The sequence below is a fragment of the Pseudomonas sp. genome (genome assembly GCF_050739775.1).
In the GTDB taxonomy this organism is placed as follows: Bacteria; Pseudomonadota; Gammaproteobacteria; order Pseudomonadales; family Pseudomonadaceae; genus Aquipseudomonas.
This window is the reverse complement of the sequence record NZ_JBOICA010000009.1, coordinates 112,608-128,523: the sequence shown is the minus strand read 5'-3', so window position 1 is coordinate 128,523 and position 15,916 is coordinate 112,608. Positions and strand designations below refer to the sequence as shown.

General features: G+C 59.0%; 16 protein-coding genes. 7 read left to right on the top strand and 9 right to left on the bottom strand.

Features of this window, described 5'->3' with window-relative positions:
* Positions 1 to 157: 157 nt before the first annotated feature.
* A complete protein-coding gene (locus ACRESH_RS07290) occupies positions 158 to 2,242 on the bottom strand; it encodes an LTA synthase family protein (protein WP_431741332.1) in 2,085 nt (694 codons plus the stop codon).
* Between the two features lie 210 nt (positions 2,243 to 2,452).
* On the opposite strand from ACRESH_RS07290, the gene ACRESH_RS07285 reads away from it, so the two are divergent.
* A complete protein-coding gene (locus tag ACRESH_RS07285; RefSeq protein ID WP_431741331.1) occupies positions 2,453 to 2,926 on the top strand; it encodes a methylated-DNA--[protein]-cysteine S-methyltransferase in 474 nt (157 codons plus the stop codon).
* A 17-nt stretch (positions 2,927 to 2,943) separates the two neighbouring features.
* Here the strand turns inward: ACRESH_RS07285 and ACRESH_RS07280 are convergent, their stop codons facing one another.
* On the bottom strand, positions 2,944 to 3,135 hold the full coding sequence (locus ACRESH_RS07280; RefSeq protein ID WP_431741330.1) for a PLDc N-terminal domain-containing protein: 192 nt from the start codon (positions 3,133 to 3,135) through the stop codon (positions 2,944 to 2,946).
* Between the two features lie 130 nt (positions 3,136 to 3,265).
* On the opposite strand from ACRESH_RS07280, the gene ACRESH_RS07275 reads away from it, so the two are divergent.
* A complete protein-coding gene (locus tag ACRESH_RS07275; RefSeq protein ID WP_431741329.1) occupies positions 3,266 to 4,207 on the top strand; it encodes a ZIP family metal transporter in 942 nt (313 codons plus the stop codon).
* Here ACRESH_RS07275 and ACRESH_RS07270 read toward each other — a convergent pair.
* From ACRESH_RS07270 to aroC, 5 genes are all read right to left on the bottom strand, one after another.
* On the bottom strand, positions 4,204 to 4,734 hold the full coding sequence (locus ACRESH_RS07270; RefSeq protein ID WP_431741328.1) for a hypothetical protein: 531 nt from the start codon (positions 4,732 to 4,734) through the stop codon (positions 4,204 to 4,206). The two genes, ACRESH_RS07275 and ACRESH_RS07270, sit on opposite strands and share 4 nt — an antisense overlap.
* A 60-nt stretch (positions 4,735 to 4,794) precedes the next feature.
* On the bottom strand, positions 4,795 to 5,319 hold the full coding sequence (locus ACRESH_RS07265) for an ankyrin repeat domain-containing protein (RefSeq protein ID WP_431741327.1): 525 nt from the start codon (positions 5,317 to 5,319) through the stop codon (positions 4,795 to 4,797).
* Between the two features lie 178 nt (positions 5,320 to 5,497).
* The gene (locus ACRESH_RS07260; protein WP_431741326.1) at positions 5,498 to 6,016 is read right to left on the bottom strand and encodes a 1,2-dihydroxy-3-keto-5-methylthiopentene dioxygenase; all 519 of its coding nucleotides are present in this window, start codon (positions 6,014 to 6,016) and stop codon (positions 5,498 to 5,500) included.
* A gap of 12 nt (positions 6,017 to 6,028) precedes the next feature.
* The gene (locus ACRESH_RS07255; RefSeq protein WP_431741325.1) at positions 6,029 to 7,174 is read right to left on the bottom strand and encodes an MFS transporter; all 1,146 of its coding nucleotides are present in this window, start codon (positions 7,172 to 7,174) and stop codon (positions 6,029 to 6,031) included.
* A gap of 38 nt (positions 7,175 to 7,212) precedes the next feature.
* The gene (gene aroC, locus ACRESH_RS07250; RefSeq protein ID WP_431741324.1) at positions 7,213 to 8,304 is read right to left on the bottom strand and encodes a chorismate synthase; all 1,092 of its coding nucleotides are present in this window, start codon (positions 8,302 to 8,304) and stop codon (positions 7,213 to 7,215) included.
* A 133-nt stretch (positions 8,305 to 8,437) separates the two neighbouring features.
* On the opposite strand from aroC, the gene ACRESH_RS07245 reads away from it, so the two are divergent.
* Positions 8,438 to 9,400, top strand: a complete 963-nt coding sequence (locus ACRESH_RS07245; protein WP_431741341.1) for an alpha/beta hydrolase — start codon at positions 8,438 to 8,440, stop codon at positions 9,398 to 9,400.
* 106 nt (positions 9,401 to 9,506) lie between these two features.
* On the top strand, positions 9,507 to 10,295 hold the full coding sequence (locus ACRESH_RS07240) for a hypothetical protein (RefSeq protein ID WP_431741323.1): 789 nt from the start codon (positions 9,507 to 9,509) through the stop codon (positions 10,293 to 10,295).
* A gap of 35 nt (positions 10,296 to 10,330) precedes the next feature.
* On the opposite strand, the gene prmB is transcribed toward ACRESH_RS07240, so the two are convergent.
* Positions 10,331 to 11,239 (bottom strand): 50S ribosomal protein L3 N(5)-glutamine methyltransferase, encoded by a 909-nt coding sequence (prmB, locus tag ACRESH_RS07235; RefSeq protein WP_431741322.1) that lies wholly within the window; start codon positions 11,237 to 11,239, stop codon positions 10,331 to 10,333.
* 189 nt (positions 11,240 to 11,428) lie between these two features.
* Here prmB and ACRESH_RS07230 point away from each other — a divergent pair, with 189 nt between their 5' ends.
* The 3 genes from ACRESH_RS07230 (at position 11,429) to ACRESH_RS07220 (ending at position 13,026) form a co-directional block, all read left to right on the top strand.
* Positions 11,429 to 12,019, top strand: coding sequence for a cysteine hydrolase family protein (locus ACRESH_RS07230; RefSeq protein ID WP_431741321.1), 591 nt, complete (start codon positions 11,429 to 11,431; stop codon positions 12,017 to 12,019).
* 76 nt (positions 12,020 to 12,095) lie between these two features.
* A complete protein-coding gene (locus ACRESH_RS07225; protein WP_431741320.1) occupies positions 12,096 to 12,416 on the top strand; it encodes a hypothetical protein in 321 nt (106 codons plus the stop codon).
* A 52-nt stretch (positions 12,417 to 12,468) separates the two neighbouring features.
* Positions 12,469 to 13,026, top strand: a complete 558-nt coding sequence (locus ACRESH_RS07220) for a Smr/MutS family protein (protein ID WP_431741319.1) — start codon at positions 12,469 to 12,471, stop codon at positions 13,024 to 13,026.
* Positions 13,027 to 13,146: 120 nt separating this feature from the next.
* Here ACRESH_RS07220 and ACRESH_RS07215 read toward each other — a convergent pair whose 3' ends face one another.
* The gene (locus ACRESH_RS07215; RefSeq protein WP_431741318.1) at positions 13,147 to 15,198 is read right to left on the bottom strand and encodes an acyltransferase family protein; all 2,052 of its coding nucleotides are present in this window, start codon (positions 15,196 to 15,198) and stop codon (positions 13,147 to 13,149) included.
* Between the last annotated feature and the right edge of the window lie 718 nt (positions 15,199 to 15,916).

The window sequence follows — 15,916 nt, the reverse complement described above, 5'->3', positions numbered from 1 at the left end:
GCTGGTCTGGCTGCGGGACTCTCCTTGTATGTAGGCCATAACGAAAAATGCTCCGTATCCTTCGATACGGAGCATTCTCTTAAAGGGCCGGGCAGATTGCTAGGTTTTCACACAGTCTGGCAGGCCTCTTTCTGTTCAACGCAACGCAGTGGAGGCGTTACTCCGGCACACTATGGACAACGCCAGCGGTGTTATCCAGCAGACTCTTGGTCGCGGTCTGGATGAACGACTCAAGCTTGTGGGTCAGGTCCTTCTGGTCCGGGCTTTCGATCAGCTCGGCCTTGAAGTTGGCGCCCAGCTCGTAGCGATACATCCGCGGCGACATGTCCTTGGACTCGATCAGGATGCGATCGCCCTTGACCAGGCCGACAATCTGCTCGCTGCCCGACGGCTTGATCATGCCGAAGCCCGGATCGCCAGCCGGCAGGTTGAGCAGGTCACGACCCCAGCACTGATGGCGGGTTTCGCCGCCCAGGCGGCCCATGATGGTCGGAACGATGTCGATCTGGGTGCCCACAGTGTGGTTCACCGCACCGAACTTCTCCTGAATACCCGGAGCGATCAGCAACAACGGTACGTTGAAACGGCCCAGGTCCAGCTCGGTTACTTGCTGGTGGTTACCAAAACCGTGGTCACCGACGATGACGAACAGGGTTTCCTTGAAGTACGGCTCCTTGCGCGCCTTCTCGAAGAACTGGCCCAGCGCCCAGTCGGAGTAGCGCATCGCAGTCAGGTGCTGATCGAGACGGCCCTGGCCGGTTACAGGCTCCACCGGCAATTCGGCAGGCAAGGCGTAAGGCGTATGGTTGGACAAGGTCTGCAGCAGCGCATAGAACGGCTTCTTGCCGTAGTTCTTGGCCAGCTCTTCAGCACCACGGTCGAACATATCCTGGTCGGATACACCCCAGGTAGGGTCGGAGAACACCGGATTGACGAAGTCATTGCGGCCAATAAAGGTGGTCATGCCCTGGTTGCCGAAGAAACCGGATTGGTTGTCCCAGGCAAAGTCGCCGTTGTAGACGTAGACATCGTCATAGTCACGGGCGCTGAGCAGCGCCGGCAGGCCGGACAGCTTGTGGCCACCTTCCGGGGTCTGCATCAGGTATTCGAAGCCTGGCAGGTTCGGGTAGCAGGCCATGGTGGCGAACATGCCCTGGTGGGTATGGGTGCCATTGGAGAAGAAGCGGTCGAACAGCAGACCTTCTTTGGCCAACTTGTCGAAGTACGGGGTGATGTTGTTCGGGCTGCCCAAAGCACCCACCGAATGACCCGCGAAGCTCTCCATCAGGATCACTACGACGTTCTTGATTGGCAGGGTGTTGTTGGCTGGTGGGGTGAAGTCACGACGCACCGCAGCGCTATCGGCATCGACCAGCTTCTCGTTGTCGGTCAGCAGCAGGTCACGCACGGTCTGCGTGGCCAGCTCCTGCTCGATGGTCGACTTCCAGACATTGGCGCGGTCTTCACCGAAACGGCTCTTGGCTGCATCGATCAGGGTCAGGGTGCCATTGAGACCCAGCTGGTTGACGAAGTTCGAGTCGGTGGTGAAGGCATCGCCCCAGCGCATCGGTGGGCCCTGGCGCAGGGTGCCGCGGGCGGCGGCGACAGCCACCAGCAGGACCATGAAGAACACCACACCGCGCACATACCACGGGGCAACCGCGCGGCTGCCGCCCGTTTGGTTCTGGTAGTCGGCACGTGGGCGGGTCAGGCGGTCGATACCCTTGAACAACAGGCTCAGCAACCAGGTACCGAAAATCCATGCCAGCAGATAGCGCACCACCGGAAAACCGTACCAGAGCATGCTCAGCACGGTCTGGGGATCTTCCTTGACGTACTGGAACACCAGGCCGTTGAGGCGCTGGTGGAACTCGCGGTAGAAGTCCATCTCCATCAGGCCGAGGAACATGACGATGCTCGAGGCCAGGGTCAGCCACACCCGGAACAGGCCGCGGGCAGCCATGGCACGGGCGCTGAGGGTGGCCAGCAGCAGCGGAATGCTCAGGTAGACAACGACACGCAGATCAAAGCGCAGGCCATTGAGGAAACCCTCGGCCACGGTCGACATCGGCGTATCGCCGATCATGTCGTTGTTGTAGATCAGCAGCGCCAGGCGGACCAGGCTGAGCATCAGCATGATCACCAGGCCGCACAGCAGGGTGTAGGCCAGGTGCGATTTTAGCGTCGGTTGCAGCGGGCGAGACGCAGCCCGCTGATCACTCAAGGCGTCCGTATTAGCCATGGATTGGAAGATCCCTAGGATTCAGATTCAAGAAGGCGAAAAAACCAAGCGGCAAATGTGCACTAAACCCGAGGGCAATGCACGGCGATTCGGCGAACGGATAATTACGCGCGCGGATTTTCCATAATCGAATGTGAAAATTTTGTTGATACACGCCGAACAACGACTTGCGGTATCGTGGTCCCTTGTTCATCGCCCGGGCGCTATCCCATGTATTACCGCTATCAGCCCAGTCCGCTTGGCCCGCTGTTGCTGGCCGGCGACGAACAGGGCCTGCACCTGCTGCATATGGATGCCGCGCAGCCTTGGGAACTGCCGGGTGAGTGGCAGCCTGCATATAGTCAACTGGATGAGGTGGCCCGCCAGTTGGATGAGTACTTCGCTGGCAAACGCGAGGTGTTCAAGGTCAGGCTCGCGCCGCTGGGCACGCCTTTTCAACGAGAAGTCTGGCAAGCCTTGCAACGTATTCCCTACGGCACGACCTGCAGCTACAGCGACCTGGCCGGGCAAATCGGTCGCCCCCGCGCCGTTCGCGCAGTCGGCACCGCCAACGGTGCCAACCCGATCGCGATCATCGTGCCCTGCCACCGGGTGATCGGCAGCAACGGCACCCTGACCGGCTATGCCGGAGGCGTGGAGCGCAAGCAGCTGTTGCTGGAGCTTGAGGGGGCATGGTTGATCTGACTCATCGCGGGACAAGCCTACAACCGCACATTTCCCCGCGGCCCGGCAATCGCCCAGATAATCAGCCCGAGCACTGGTAGCAGCAGAATCAACAGGATCCAGAGGATCTTGATAGCTAACTCAGCCCCGCTTTTCACCACATTGATGATCGCCCAGATATCCAAGGCGAGGATGATCAGGCCCACCAGGCCATTGAACGTAGAACCCATGCTATCGCTTCCTTGATCAAATCTCTGCCCAAAGGATAGCTGGCTATGAGGCCCATAGACGCTAACGGTTGGCTGCAGCGCAGCAGCACTGATTACACTCGTCTCATCGATTTGTTTCAGTGAGGTTCTTATGTCACCCGCCCACAGCTCCAGCAACCCTGCTCCGGCGTCACTCTGGAACGCCTGGCTGCAACAGGCGCAATCCACCCCTTGGCTGAGCGCCGGGCTGGGCCTGAGTCTGCTGGTGGTGCTTGGCCTGTTGATGGCCCGCACCTGGAACGCCGTGCACGGCGATCAGCAGGAAATCCTGCAGATGGCGATGCTCGGCGGCCTGGCCGGATTTACTGCCACCGCCCTGGGGGCAATCATGGCGGTAGTACTGCGTGAAGTCAGCGCTCGCAGCCAGGACGTGATGCTCGGCTTTGCCGCCGGGATGATGCTCGCCGCCAGCTCGTTCTCACTGATTCTGCCGGGTCTGGATGCAGCCCGCGAGATTACCGCAAACGCCCCCTATGCAGCACTGACTGTGGTGATCGGCATGGGCCTTGGAGTCTTGCTGATGCTTGGCCTGGACCGCTTCACCCCGCACGAACACGAAAGCACCGGTCCCTGCGGGCCGCAGGCCGAACGGATCAACCGGGTGTGGCTGTTCGTGCTGGCAATCACCCTGCACAACCTGCCCGAAGGCATGGCCATCGGTGTCAGCTTTGCCAATGGCGACCTGAATGTCGGCCTGCCACTAACCAGCGCCATCGCCATTCAGGACATTCCCGAAGGCCTGGCCGTAGCCCTGGCCTTGCGCGCCACGGGGCTTTCAACCTTGAAAGCGGCGTTGGTGGCGATCGGCTCCGGCATGATGGAGCCGGTCGGTGCGGTCATCGGCCTGGGTATTTCTACCGGCTTTGCCATTGCCTACCCGGTGAGCATGGGCCTGGCGGCCGGTGCGATGATCTTCGTGGTCTCCCACGAGGTGATTCCTGAAACCCACCGCAACGGTCACCAGACCTCGGCTACCCTGGGCCTGATGGGCGGTTTTGCACTGATGATGTTCCTCGACACCGCCCTCGGTTAAACGTGAACCGCCACCCGTAGCGCTTCCAGGGCAGGCGCTGCGGCGATACCGACTTCAGCGCACAGTTCCAGCACCCGCTCCAGGTCGTTACTGCCGACCATGACCATCTGCAGCTCGTCATCGAGCAACTGGCTGAAGTTCATCAGCACATAGCCTCCGGCCTCCTTGTTCATTGCCCCCATTTGCACCTGGATGCGGTTGAGTGCGGTCAAGGGCTCGACCTTGGCCAATTGCTTGGGCTTGAGGTTGAAGGCCACACTCTTGTCGAAGGAGTCGACGATCTGGGCGAACAGGTTCTGGTAGCTATCGGCCTGGAACAGCACAGTGTCTGGCAAGCTGCCAACGACGATCCACTCACCCAACGGGATCGGGAAGCTGTCGTCGTAGTTGATATCAGGATTGGCAGTGAGGAAGGCTTGCGGGTCGGCATAGGCCTGGGCGGCTTCGTCGGCGATGCGCTCGATATCGTCTTCGCGCATGCAGCCAGCGCTGATTTTGCCGATGAGTTCGACCAGTTGGGATTTCATGAAGGGGCCCTGCGACGCTGAAAAAAGTCGCCAAGGATAGCCGCAAAAGGCCCCTGAGGGTTAGCCGGCCAGCGCTTGCAGTTGTGCGCTGGTATCGGTGGCGCCCATGGCTTGGGCCGCACCCAGCGCAGTAATACCCTTGGCATCCAGACGCTGCACATCAGCGCCTTTGCTCAGCAGGTACTCGACAATGGCAGTACGGTTGAACATTGCCGCCATCATCAGCGCAGTACGGCCGTCGGCCGAGGCCGAATCGATCGCTACGCCCTGCTCCACCAGCAATTGGACCATCGCCAGATCCCCCTTGAACGCAGCGCCGGCCATCGGCAGCTGGCCGTTGTCGTTGGCAATCTGTGGGTCGGCGCCGTGTTGCAGCAGGACCTTCACTGCGTCGACATGACCATGGTAACTGGCGAGCATCAACAAGGTGTCGCCCTTATGGTTACGCAGGTTGGCAGGCAAGCCCTTCTCCAGCAGGCGCACAAGCATGTCGGCATCGCCCTGGCGCGACCGGTCGAAGACTTCCTCGGCGAACGCTGCAGCTTCATCGTCATTCATGGACATAGGGCTGCGTTGGTTGGACATGGGGAATCTCCTGGCTGGCGGAAAAGCCCAAGTATTTGTCAGGGACGCATTTCAGTCCATTATGGATAATGCATGGTGACAACAGGACAATTCTATTGGCCTGGGGGACCTTGCAAAATGCACTGTGCACAGCGGTTTACTTTGTAAAGGATGTCTCGGTTCCTACTCCCGCGATCGGTCAGTCGTCGAGCCGCGGGAAGGCCTCGGCAATCTTGTCGCCGGTGAAGTTCGCAGTTCGGCCTTCAGGCCTGTTGAACACCCGAATGGCAACGAAGCGCGGATCCGCTCCCATATCGACCCAATGCCGAGTACCCGCTGGCACGCCAATCAAGTCACCCTTCTCGCACAACACGGTATAGATGTAATCCTCGATGTGCAGGCTGAACAGCCCACGCCCGGCGGCGAAAAAGCGCAGCTGATCTTCTGCACAGGTATGTTCGTCGAGCAAACCGGCATCCGCCTCGCGGATCACATCGGCATGGATGCACCCTTGCTCAGCCATCAACTTGTCGATGCTCTGCTGGTAAGCCCCAATCACCTCTTGCTCGCTGGCGCCTGGCTGGATCGGCGTACTGGCCTGCCAGCGCTCGAAGCGCACGCCTTGCTCGGCCAGGGTCGCGGCGATGTCTTCAAGGTGGGTCAGGACCTTGTTGGGAATGTCCGGGGTGGACTGGTGGTAAACGGTCAGGCTGCTCATCAGAGGCAATTCCTATTTCTCGGCATCTTTCATTCGGGTCGCAATGATAACGGCTGCAGCCAAGGCTGCGACGCTGGCAATACTAAAGGTGGAAGCCGCACCCAACAGGTTCCAGCTGTAGCCGGAGTACAGGGCGCCCAAAGCGCCGCCGGTTCCAGCCAGGGCAGCATACAGGGCCTGGCCCTGACCTTGCTGACGGGCACCGAAGCTACGCTGCACGAAGGCAATGGCCGCGGCATGGAAGCTGCCGAAGGTTGCAGCATGCAGGACCTGAGCGAACAACAACACCGCCAGATATTCGGCGAAATTGCCCAACAGCAGCCAACGCAGGGCCGCCAGGGCGAAACTGGCCATCAGCACCCGGCGCAGTGAAACCCGCGCCAGAATCCAGCTCATACCCAGGAACATCAACACTTCGGCGACCACCCCCAGGGCCCAGAGCATACCGATGACACTGCGGCTGTAACCCAGATGCTCCAGGTGCAAAGTCAGAAAGGTGTAGTAAGGCCCGTGGCTGAGCTGCATCAGCGCCACGCAGACATAGAACGCCGCCACGCCGGGACGGGTCAGTTGCCTGAGAAAGCCACCGAAGGTTTGCTCGTTCTGCCCGGACGGCTGGGCATTGGGCACCCAGAGGCTGGCGAGGACGATCCCAGCCATGATGATCACCAGCGCCAGCGGGTAGACATCCAGGCTCAGTGCATCGAATAGCCGCCCCAGGCCGACCACGGTGAGGATGAAACCGATCGAGCCCCACAAACGGATCTGGCTGTAGCGTGCGGTCTGGCCTTGCAAGTGCGCCAGGGTGATGACCTCGAACTGCGGCAGCACGGCATGCCAGAAGAACGCGTGCAAGGCCATGACCAGCGCCAGCCAGGCATAGCTCTTGGCGAAGAAAATCAGTGAGAAACTCACCAGGGTCGCCAGCGCACCCAAGCGTACGATCAGCAGGCGCCGACCGCTGCGGTCGCCAAGCCAGCCCCACAGATTGGGCGCGACACAGCGCATCAGCATGGGGATGGCCACCAGCTCGCCGATCCGCGCACTGGAAAAACCCAGATGATGGAAATACAGCGCCAGGAAAGGCGCTGTAGAACCGAGCAAGGCGAAGTAGAACAGGTAGAAGCTGGACAGCCGCCAGTAGGGAATCGGCGCCACGGCTCAGCAAACCGCAGCGCGCTTGCCGGATGACGGCATTACAACTGGCCCAGCACCGGCGTGGTCACGCGCACATCGGCATTCTGAGCGCGATGACGCAGCAGGTGATCCATCAGCACGATGGCCATCATCGCTTCGGCGATTGGCGTGGCGCGGATGCCAACGCACGGGTCGTGGCGGCCCTTGGTGATCACTTCAACCGGATTGCCATGAACATCGATCGAACGACCAGGAGTGGTGATGCTCGAAGTCGGCTTCAAGGCCAGGTGGGCGACAATCGGCTGACCGGAGGAAATCCCGCCGAGAATGCCACCGGCGTTGTTGCTGAGAAAACCTTCCGGGGTCATCTCGTCGCGGTGCTCGGTGCCACGTTGGGCGACGCTGGCGAAACCTGCGCCAATCTCCACGCCCTTGACGGCGTTGATGCTCATCAAGGCATGGGCCAGCTCGGCATCCAGACGGTCGAAGATCGGCTCGCCCAGGCCCGGCATGACACCTTCAGCGACCACGGTGATTTTCGCGCCGACCGAATCCTGGTCGCGGCGCAGTTGGTCCATGTAGGCCTCCAGCTCCGGCACCTTGTCCGGGTCGGGGCTGAAAAATGCGTTCTGCTCCACCGAGTCCCAGGTCTTGAACGCAATCTCGATCGGCCCCAACTGGCTCATATAGCCGCGAATACGAATACCCTGGCTGGCCAGGTACTTCTTGGCAATGGCACCCGCGGCCACGCGCATGGCGGTTTCCCGCGCCGAACTGCGGCCACCGCCGCGGTAGTCGCGCTCACCGTACTTGTGGTGGTAGGTGTAGTCGGCATGGGCCGGACGGAACAGGTCCTTGATGGCCGAGTAGTCCTTGGACTTCTGGTCGGTGTTGCGAATCAGCAGGCCGATTGAGCAGCCCGTGGTGCGCCCTTCGAAGACTCCGGAGAGGATTTCGACCTCATCGGCTTCCTGACGCTGGGTAGTGTGTCGGCTGGTGCCGGGCTTGCGCCGGTCGAGGTCGTGCTGCAGGTCGGCCAGGGAAATTTCCAGGCCTGGCGGACAGCCGTCGACAATGGCGACCAACGCCGGACCATGGCTTTCGCCAGCGGTGGTGACAGTGAACAGCTTGCCGTAGGTATTGCCGGACATGCAGGACGCTCCGCGAATCAGCCTGATTTGAACAAGGCCGCCAGTATACGCAGGCTAACCATTCAGTTCATCCCTGACAGCGAACCTTATGCCCAACGCCCGGTCCAACAGCCATATCCTCGATAGTGGCCTCATGATGTTGCGCATCTTCGCGGTAATCACCCTGCTGTTCAGCGGCCTGGTCCAGGCCGCTGCCCCCACAGTCTTGCAACGCCCGATCAGTCTCGATACCGGTAGCGGTACGCTCTACGGCAGCCTGCTGCTGCCGCGCACCGAGCAGCCGCCACCGGTGGTGCTGATCATTCCCGGCTCAGGGCCCACTGACCGCAACGGCAACAGCCCGCACGGCGCCCACACCGACAACCTCAGGCAACTGGCCCTGATGCTGGCGAAGAACCGCATCGCCAGCGTGCGTTACGACAAGCGCGGCGTGGCCGCCAGCCGGCCGGCGACCCCGGACGAACGCGACCTTACGGTTGAACGCTATGTCGCCGATGCCGTGGCCTGGAGTCATACGCTCAAGGCTGATCCACGTTTCGGCCAGTTGATTCTGCTGGGTCACAGTGAAGGCGCACTGATCGCCAGCCTGGCTGCAGAGCCGAGCGGCGCCAGCGCCGTGATCAGCGTGGCAGGCAGCGGCCGGCCGATTGACGAGGTGTTTCGCGCGCAGCTCGCCGGCCGCGTCCCCGCCCGCTACAGCGAGCGCGTCATGCAGATACTGGATAACCTCAAGGCCGGACGCACCTCGTCCAATATCCCTCAGCCCTTACAGGATGTATTGCGCCCGACGGTCCAGCCTTATCTGATTTCGCTGTTCCGCCAAGATCCTGCGGCGGCTTTCGGCAGGTTAAAAGTCCCGGCATTGATCATCCAGGGCACCCACGATATCCAGGTCGATGTCAGCAATGCCGAACGGCTCAAGGCAGCCAAGCCCGATGCCGAGCTGGCACTGATTCAGGGCATGAACCACATGCTGAGGATTGCCCCGCAAGCGGCGAGTCAGCAGCGCGACAGTTACCTGAACCCGCAGTTACCACAAGCCAGCGAGTTGGGAGCGCGCGTCGTCGACTTTATCCACAGGCTGCCCGCAGCCTGAACGAACTTCACCGAAATTCCGCCTCCAGTCCCGGACGATTCTGCCGATAAGCCGATGCTGGCATCGTGATTGTGTCCAGCCTGCTGCGCACAAGAGGATCGCCGTGATGACTGAAGCCGCCCCCCAGGACGCCCCCGAAACCCCGGAGGCCGCGCCGGAACCCGCCCCACTGCCTTGGGCCGAGGTCGCTCCGGAACACTTCCAGATGCTGCGCCTGGCGCCGCTGCCAACTGACCGCAACAGCGGTGCACGGCCGCTGCGCTTCGTCCAGTACGGTTATGCCGAGCGCCACAACAAGGACACCAGTCTGTTGCGCATGGTCATCCAGTTGCCCGGGCAAAAAGTGCGCAAGGAACAGAATCACCTGGATATCTGGGTCGACCATCAGCAAAAGCGCGTGCGTATCGGTCCCGACAGCGGCCTGCAGATCGAACCCTTGAACCGTGGTTTGGGGCGTTTCTTACTGGCCCAGGCGGTGAACTGGGCACAGCGCAAATGGTCGCACTATCGGGTCGAAGGCGCCGCCCTGGCCAACAAGGACGCCCTTAACGAAGACACCCGACTGCGCCGTGACCATGTGTTGCACAGCCATGGCCTGGAAGTCGAATACGCTGATGCCCAGCACCTCAAGGGGCGCTACATCGACGTGCAGGTCGGAGAACTCAAGGGTGGCTGGAGCACTGACAAGCTGCAGCGCATCGAAATCCTCGATGCCGCCCAGATGCTCCAGCAGGCCGAACAGAGCCTGCAGGAAAAAGAGGTGCAACTGCGCGAGCGCGACGAGCGGGTCAGCAAGTACCGTCGCGAGGACAGCGGCCTGCGTTTCACCATCACCTGCCTGGTGGCCTTTGCAGTGTTCCAGGCCGGGTTGCTTATCTGGATTGCAACCCACTAAAAGCATCGCGGGCTTGCCCGCGATTGACTCCGTTCTTACACCCGCGAAGCAAACAACTTCTGATGCTGCCGGCACTGCTCGGCCGTCAACATGAACACCCCGTGCCCGCCGCGCTCGAATTCGAGCCAGGCAAAATCCACTTCCGGGTACAACGCCTCGACGTGCACCTGGCTGTTGCCCACTTCGACGATCAACAAGCCCTTCTCGGTCAGGTGATCCGCCGCCTCGGCCAGCATGCGCCGCACCAGGTCCAGGCCATCGTTGCCACAGGCCAGGCCCAGCTCCGGTTCATGGTGATACTCATCCGGCATGTCGGCGAAATCCTCGGCATCGACATAAGGCGGATTGGACAGGATCAGGTCGAAACGCTGCCCCGGCAAACCGTCGAAGCCATCGCCCTGGACGGTGTAGACACGCTCTTCCAGGCCATGGCGTTCGATGTTCTGGTTGGCTACCTCCAGCGCTTCGAATGACAAATCGGCCAGTACCACTTCGGCTTCAGGAAACACTTCGGCACTGACGATACCGATGCAACCGGACCCCGTGCACAAGTCGAGAACGCGCGCAGGCTCACTGGCCAGCCACGGCTCGAAACGTTTTTCGATCAGCTCGCCGATAGGCGAACGTGGAACCAGCACGCGCTCGTCGACGATGAAGGACAGGCCGCAGAACCACGCCTCACCCAACAGGTAGGCGGTGGGCACGCGCTCTTCGATACGGCGCTTGAGCAGGCGCTGCAGGTGCACCAGCTCCTCGTCTTCCAGTCGGCAGTCCAGATAGCTGTCGGCAACCTCCCAAGGCAGATGGACCGAGCCCAGTACCAACAACCGTGCTTCGTCCCAGGCGTTGTCGGCACCATGTCCGAAAAACAGGCCATGCTCATGGAAACGGCTGACAGCCCAACGGATATGATCGCGCAGGGTGCGCAGGCGAGAAGTGATCACAACAGACTCCTTGAAAGACGACCTGCAATTCTAACAGCCCGATCACAGAAAAGGTTCGTCAAAACCGCCTGTAAGTGTTTCGCCGACATGGCTGCAGGCCACTAACCACGCTACTTGTACGCGAAGCGATTCACATAAGTGCTCAGGCAGGGGACAATAGGTAAAAAGCCCTATCCAAAGGAGCCCTTGATGTCTGTTCCAACGACGATGTTCCACCTCAGCGGCCGCGGCTATCCACCCGCCAAGCTGAACAACGCCAGCCTGGTCATTATCGACGCGCAAAAAGAGTACCTCAGCGGTCCTCTGGCACTGTCGGGCATCGACGAGGCGGTGCAGAACATCGCTACAATGCTCGAGGCGGCGCGCAAGGCCGGTCGCCCGATCATCCACGTGCGCCATCTCGGTACCGTCGGCGGCATGTTCGATCCACAGGGGCCACGCGGTGAGTTCATTCCAGGCCTTGAACCGCAAGGCGATGAAGTGATCATCGAAAAGCGCATGCCCAATGCCTTCAAGAACACTACCCTGCATGAAACCCTGCAGAAGTACGGGCACCTCGACCTGATCGTCTGCGGCTTCATGAGCCATTCCAGCGTCAGCACCACCGTGCGCCGGGCCAAGGACTATGGTTACCGTTGCACCCTGATCGAGGATGCCTGCGCCACCCGCGACCTGCCATTCAAGGACGGTGTGATTGCCGCTGCGCAGATCCAGCAAAGCGAAATGGCAATCATGGCCGACAACTTCGCGTGCGTGGCGCCGACCAGCAGCCTGATCTGATCGGTCATCCGACAGGCTGGCGGAACCACCTTGCGGTATCTCGGTCAATAACCAGATATCTACAGAGGAAATCGGCATGAAGTTGTCCGACGGTTTCGATGCCAAGCGCTTGCGCCAGCGTGAGCCACGCAATTGGGGCGCACGCCTGGCGGCAGCCTTCTCGGCGTTGCTGGCGACCCTGGGCGTGCTGCTGGCCATGGCCGGCACCGCCAGCCTGCTCGGCAACCCCGAAGCTTTGGCCGAGCTCAACGCCAGTCGCACGGGCGCTGCGGTCATACTCGTTGCTGGCCTGGTACTGCTGTACCTGGGCATCTGGTTCTGGCGCCGTAGCCGTTTGCGCCTGCGCCGCAGCCGTGAACTGAACCTGTCGCCGCACCTGATGAAAAAGCACGACTGACTGCAACCTGCGGGGGAGTCGCGTAAACTACGCCGCCCAGGCGGAGGCTTACATGCAAGACAACGATTTTTCCCTGTTCAAAAGCGAGATGCGCGGCGTCAAGCCGATCAAGCATGATCGCGCCGAGGTCGGCAAACCCAAGGCCGACCGCAAGCAGTTGGCCGGCCTGCGCCAGGCCGCGACGGTGCGCAGCGACCAGAGCGTGGTCGATGGCTTGTCGGACCAGTTTGTAATCGACGTCGGCCCCGAAGATGACCTGCACTGGAGCCGTGACGGCGTCCAGGAGAGCCAGATGCGCAAGCTCAAGCTCGGCCAGATCGGTTTCGAAGGCAGCCTCGACCTGCACGGCATGAACGTGGAAAAAGCCCGTGAAACCCTCTGGGCATTCCTCGCCGAGGCCACCCGCTTCGAAGTACGCTGCGTGCGCGTCACGCATGGCAAGGCAGTACGCCTGGATGGCAAGAAGCCGATGATCAAGAGCCACGTCAACACCTGGCTGCGCCAACACCCGCAGGTACTGGGGTTTACCTCGTGCCAGGCCCGTCATGGCGGGACCGGTGCGGTGTATGTGATGCTCAAACGAACCATGCTCGAAGGCCGTGACGAGTAACGCCATTATTCATGGTTGACCGGTGACGCTGTATGGACGGCCATGCTCGCCGTTGGGCTGACTTTCCGTCTCGCCAGAACGACTTCCCGGCGCAAGCGAGCATGACGTCCGTTGAAAACATTAGTTCACGAGGTCTCTCGCTAAAATTGGGTATATATTGAGCGCGCCCTCGACACTTAAATGATCATCATCCGAATAAAGGAATTTTGAGTTTTTCACCAAAGGGCAAATTTTACCCCCACATAAAACCTCATCAAAATTAATGACTTTCACCCCTTGAGCGCGAATGATGTCGTTCACAGATTTCTGGTTATTGAGGTGCTCATCTCGTTGAACGGAAAATTTCAGATAGTGCTCATCGGAAGCAAACCCTTTCCGCAAAACCTCATTCGGCTCGCGCAGCTGCTGAGGGTTATCCTCAACCAATATGACGTTAACACCGATGCTTTTGTAACGCTCGACAGTATTTTGCACCGCCCAGGCAAAATCTTTGGCAGAGGTTTCTTTACTTATCGGAACCTCTTCACTTCTAGAAATAAGATTTAACTCTGCAGGCCTTGAGATGGAACCCGTGTAATAATTCCATCGATTTATCAGGATGACATTTTCGATTTCTTGGGTCTTGACATGATTGAAAACCCGTTCATTGAGTGCTCGGCAATTGTATTTCTCTATCCCCGCATCACCGCGCATGGATTGGATTCCGAGAAGCGATGGGCATCCTGATGTGCCGGTAAACTGGACCCTCACCTCACTATCTTCGCCGAGCTTATCGAGAGCAGGCACCATGCTTAATGCATGACTGTCACCATAAGCAAAGTACTTGACAGGTGCATCTTTTTTCCCCAGATTGCAATACCAACCCTCTGACTTTTTGTAGGCATAAGGTATTTCAAAGCACTCTGAGGCTCGCTCGGGAACTTTGATACTGTTGGCATAACTGGAAAAGCGTTGATGGTATGCCCGATACGGAAGCCCATTCTCTGTGAACGTGAAGTAACCTGAGATGCCGACAGTGCCCATTAAAGTAACAAGTACCGCAACCATGTGCTTGTTATTCTTCCCTACCCGCACTGGACGCTCAATTAGTTTGTACGTAAGCCAGGCAAGGACAATCGACAGAAGAACCACTACCAACCGAATGCTGACGTTTGGCATCTCGCCTTCAACAATTCTTGCAAACGATAGCAGTGGCCAGTGCCATAGATAGAGCGGAAAACTAATCAATCCAAACCCTACGGCCAATCTGCTCGACAACAGGGTGCGGTTGACCCAGGCTTGAGGGCCGGCGGCGATGATGAGAACAGCACCCAAGACTGGCAGGACAGCCCAGTTCCCAGGAAATATTGACTCTTTACTGATTTGCCAGAAACCATAAGCCAGCAGAACCGAACCGAAGAGCGAGAGCAGTTCGGATGCTTTTTTCCCATGAGCTTCCCGCATTGCATGATCGCTACGCGAGGCCAGCCAGCCATCTATCTTTGATCTGAAGGTGGCGAATGCGACCTGTTTGTATAGTGCTGCCCAGGCCAACAAGCTTCCACATAACAACTCCCAGAACCGGGTCTGGGGTGAGAAAAACGTGGCGGCTGAATCTTTTTCGACGCCTTTCGTGTTGAGGTAGAAAGACACGCAAGCAATAAGAAAGGTCAGGGCAAGAAAATTTAATTTACACCGCCAGGCCAACCAAAGTAAAACTGGCCAGAAAATGTAGAATTGCTCCTCAATGCCCAAGCTCCACAAGTGCAACAGTGGCTTTGCCTCTGCGGAACTATCAAAATAGCCGGCCTCGCCCCAAAGAATAAAATTCGAGGAAAAGCTGGCACCTGCCGCGAGGTGCTTCCCTAGCTGCCTGTATTCATTGGCAAGCAATGTAAACCAGCCGAACACATAGCATGCAACCAATACAATAAGCAGCGCAGGAAAAATCCTCTTTATGCGCCGAGCGTAGAACACTGCAAAACTGAAAGTCCCTCGCTCCAGATTTTCAAAGATAATGGTTGTAATTAAAAACCCTGATATTACAAAGAATATATCTACACCAATAAACCCGCCCTTTAAGACATCTGGAAAAGCATGAAATGCCACCACCGAGAGTACTGCTATTGCTCTGAGGCCGTCTATATCCGGGCGGTACTTCGTGTGTAGCAGGTGAGACTGCAGAGCTGCCATATTGTTATTTTCTTTGTATATGTTGTTTGATATTCAGCAATCACCCCGGGACGCCGAGGCAATTAAACACCCTTAAAACCCTGCATCCTAACTAAACTTCACGACTTGTTCAATCAGAGGTAAGGGCGTCAGGGCTGCGGTTGGCACGTATCGAAGGCGGCACTTGTCATCGTGACAACCTCTTCCAGTAATACCCAACTGATCCCCGGCACTGCGTCAGTTTTCCTCGGCGCCGGCGAAGCGCTCATGTCGCCCGCTGTCGGCACCCACTCCGTTTTCAGGCTGCGAATTAACCGTTCCGTGGCAGTTCCCACGTCGGCTGATGCGTTGCTTGAAGCTCAACAGCCCGGCTCTATACCTACTGCAGAGGCCGAAAAGGTGGCTCGCCAGCGCAACCGGCAGAGCCCCGGAAAGCATCCTGAGCCAGCCTTCGTTTCCCGCCGGCCAAGAACGTTGAGTAGATCCAGCGGGCCAGTGCGACCGACAAGGACGTCCATGCTGCGCGGACCGAACTGAAGATTCGCGCCAGCCGGCAATACAACTGCCGACATACATACGCTACTATGTGCCTCATGGCGGGTATGAGCCCTGCGTTTATAGCCAATCAGTTGGGTCATAGCATGCTCTTGTCGACCTACACCCGATGGATCAAATCCGGCACGGACTGGAGCGAGCGCGGTAAGCTTGAAAGCAAGCTGATTGGTACAAAATCGGTACA

Coding starts and splice junctions, on each gene's coding strand:
- ACRESH_RS07280 (WP_431741330.1), bottom strand. CDS start 3,135: ATGGGTTCTACGTTCAATGGCCTGGTGGGCCTGATCATCCTCGCCTTG.
- ACRESH_RS07230 (WP_431741321.1), top strand. CDS start 11,429: ATGTCTGTTCCAACGACGATGTTCCACCTCAGCGGCCGCGGCTATCCA.
- ACRESH_RS07220 (WP_431741319.1), top strand. CDS start 12,469: ATGCAAGACAACGATTTTTCCCTGTTCAAAAGCGAGATGCGCGGCGTC.
- ACRESH_RS07215 (WP_431741318.1), bottom strand. CDS start 15,198: ATGGCAGCTCTGCAGTCTCACCTGCTACACACGAAGTACCGCCCGGAT.
- aroC (WP_431741324.1), bottom strand. CDS start 8,304: ATGTCCGGCAATACCTACGGCAAGCTGTTCACTGTCACCACCGCTGGC.
- ACRESH_RS07270 (WP_431741328.1), bottom strand. CDS start 4,734: ATGAAATCCCAACTGGTCGAACTCATCGGCAAAATCAGCGCTGGCTGC.
- ACRESH_RS07265 (WP_431741327.1), bottom strand. CDS start 5,319: ATGTCCAACCAACGCAGCCCTATGTCCATGAATGACGATGAAGCTGCA.
- ACRESH_RS07240 (WP_431741323.1), top strand. CDS start 9,507: ATGACTGAAGCCGCCCCCCAGGACGCCCCCGAAACCCCGGAGGCCGCG.
- ACRESH_RS07245 (WP_431741341.1), top strand. CDS start 8,438: ATGATGTTGCGCATCTTCGCGGTAATCACCCTGCTGTTCAGCGGCCTG.
- ACRESH_RS07275 (WP_431741329.1), top strand. CDS start 3,266: ATGTCACCCGCCCACAGCTCCAGCAACCCTGCTCCGGCGTCACTCTGG.
- ACRESH_RS07285 (WP_431741331.1), top strand. CDS start 2,453: ATGTATTACCGCTATCAGCCCAGTCCGCTTGGCCCGCTGTTGCTGGCC.
- ACRESH_RS07260 (WP_431741326.1), bottom strand. CDS start 6,016: ATGAGCAGCCTGACCGTTTACCACCAGTCCACCCCGGACATTCCCAAC.
- ACRESH_RS07290 (WP_431741332.1), bottom strand. CDS start 2,242: ATGGCTAATACGGACGCCTTGAGTGATCAGCGGGCTGCGTCTCGCCCG.
- ACRESH_RS07225 (WP_431741320.1), top strand. CDS start 12,096: ATGAAGTTGTCCGACGGTTTCGATGCCAAGCGCTTGCGCCAGCGTGAG.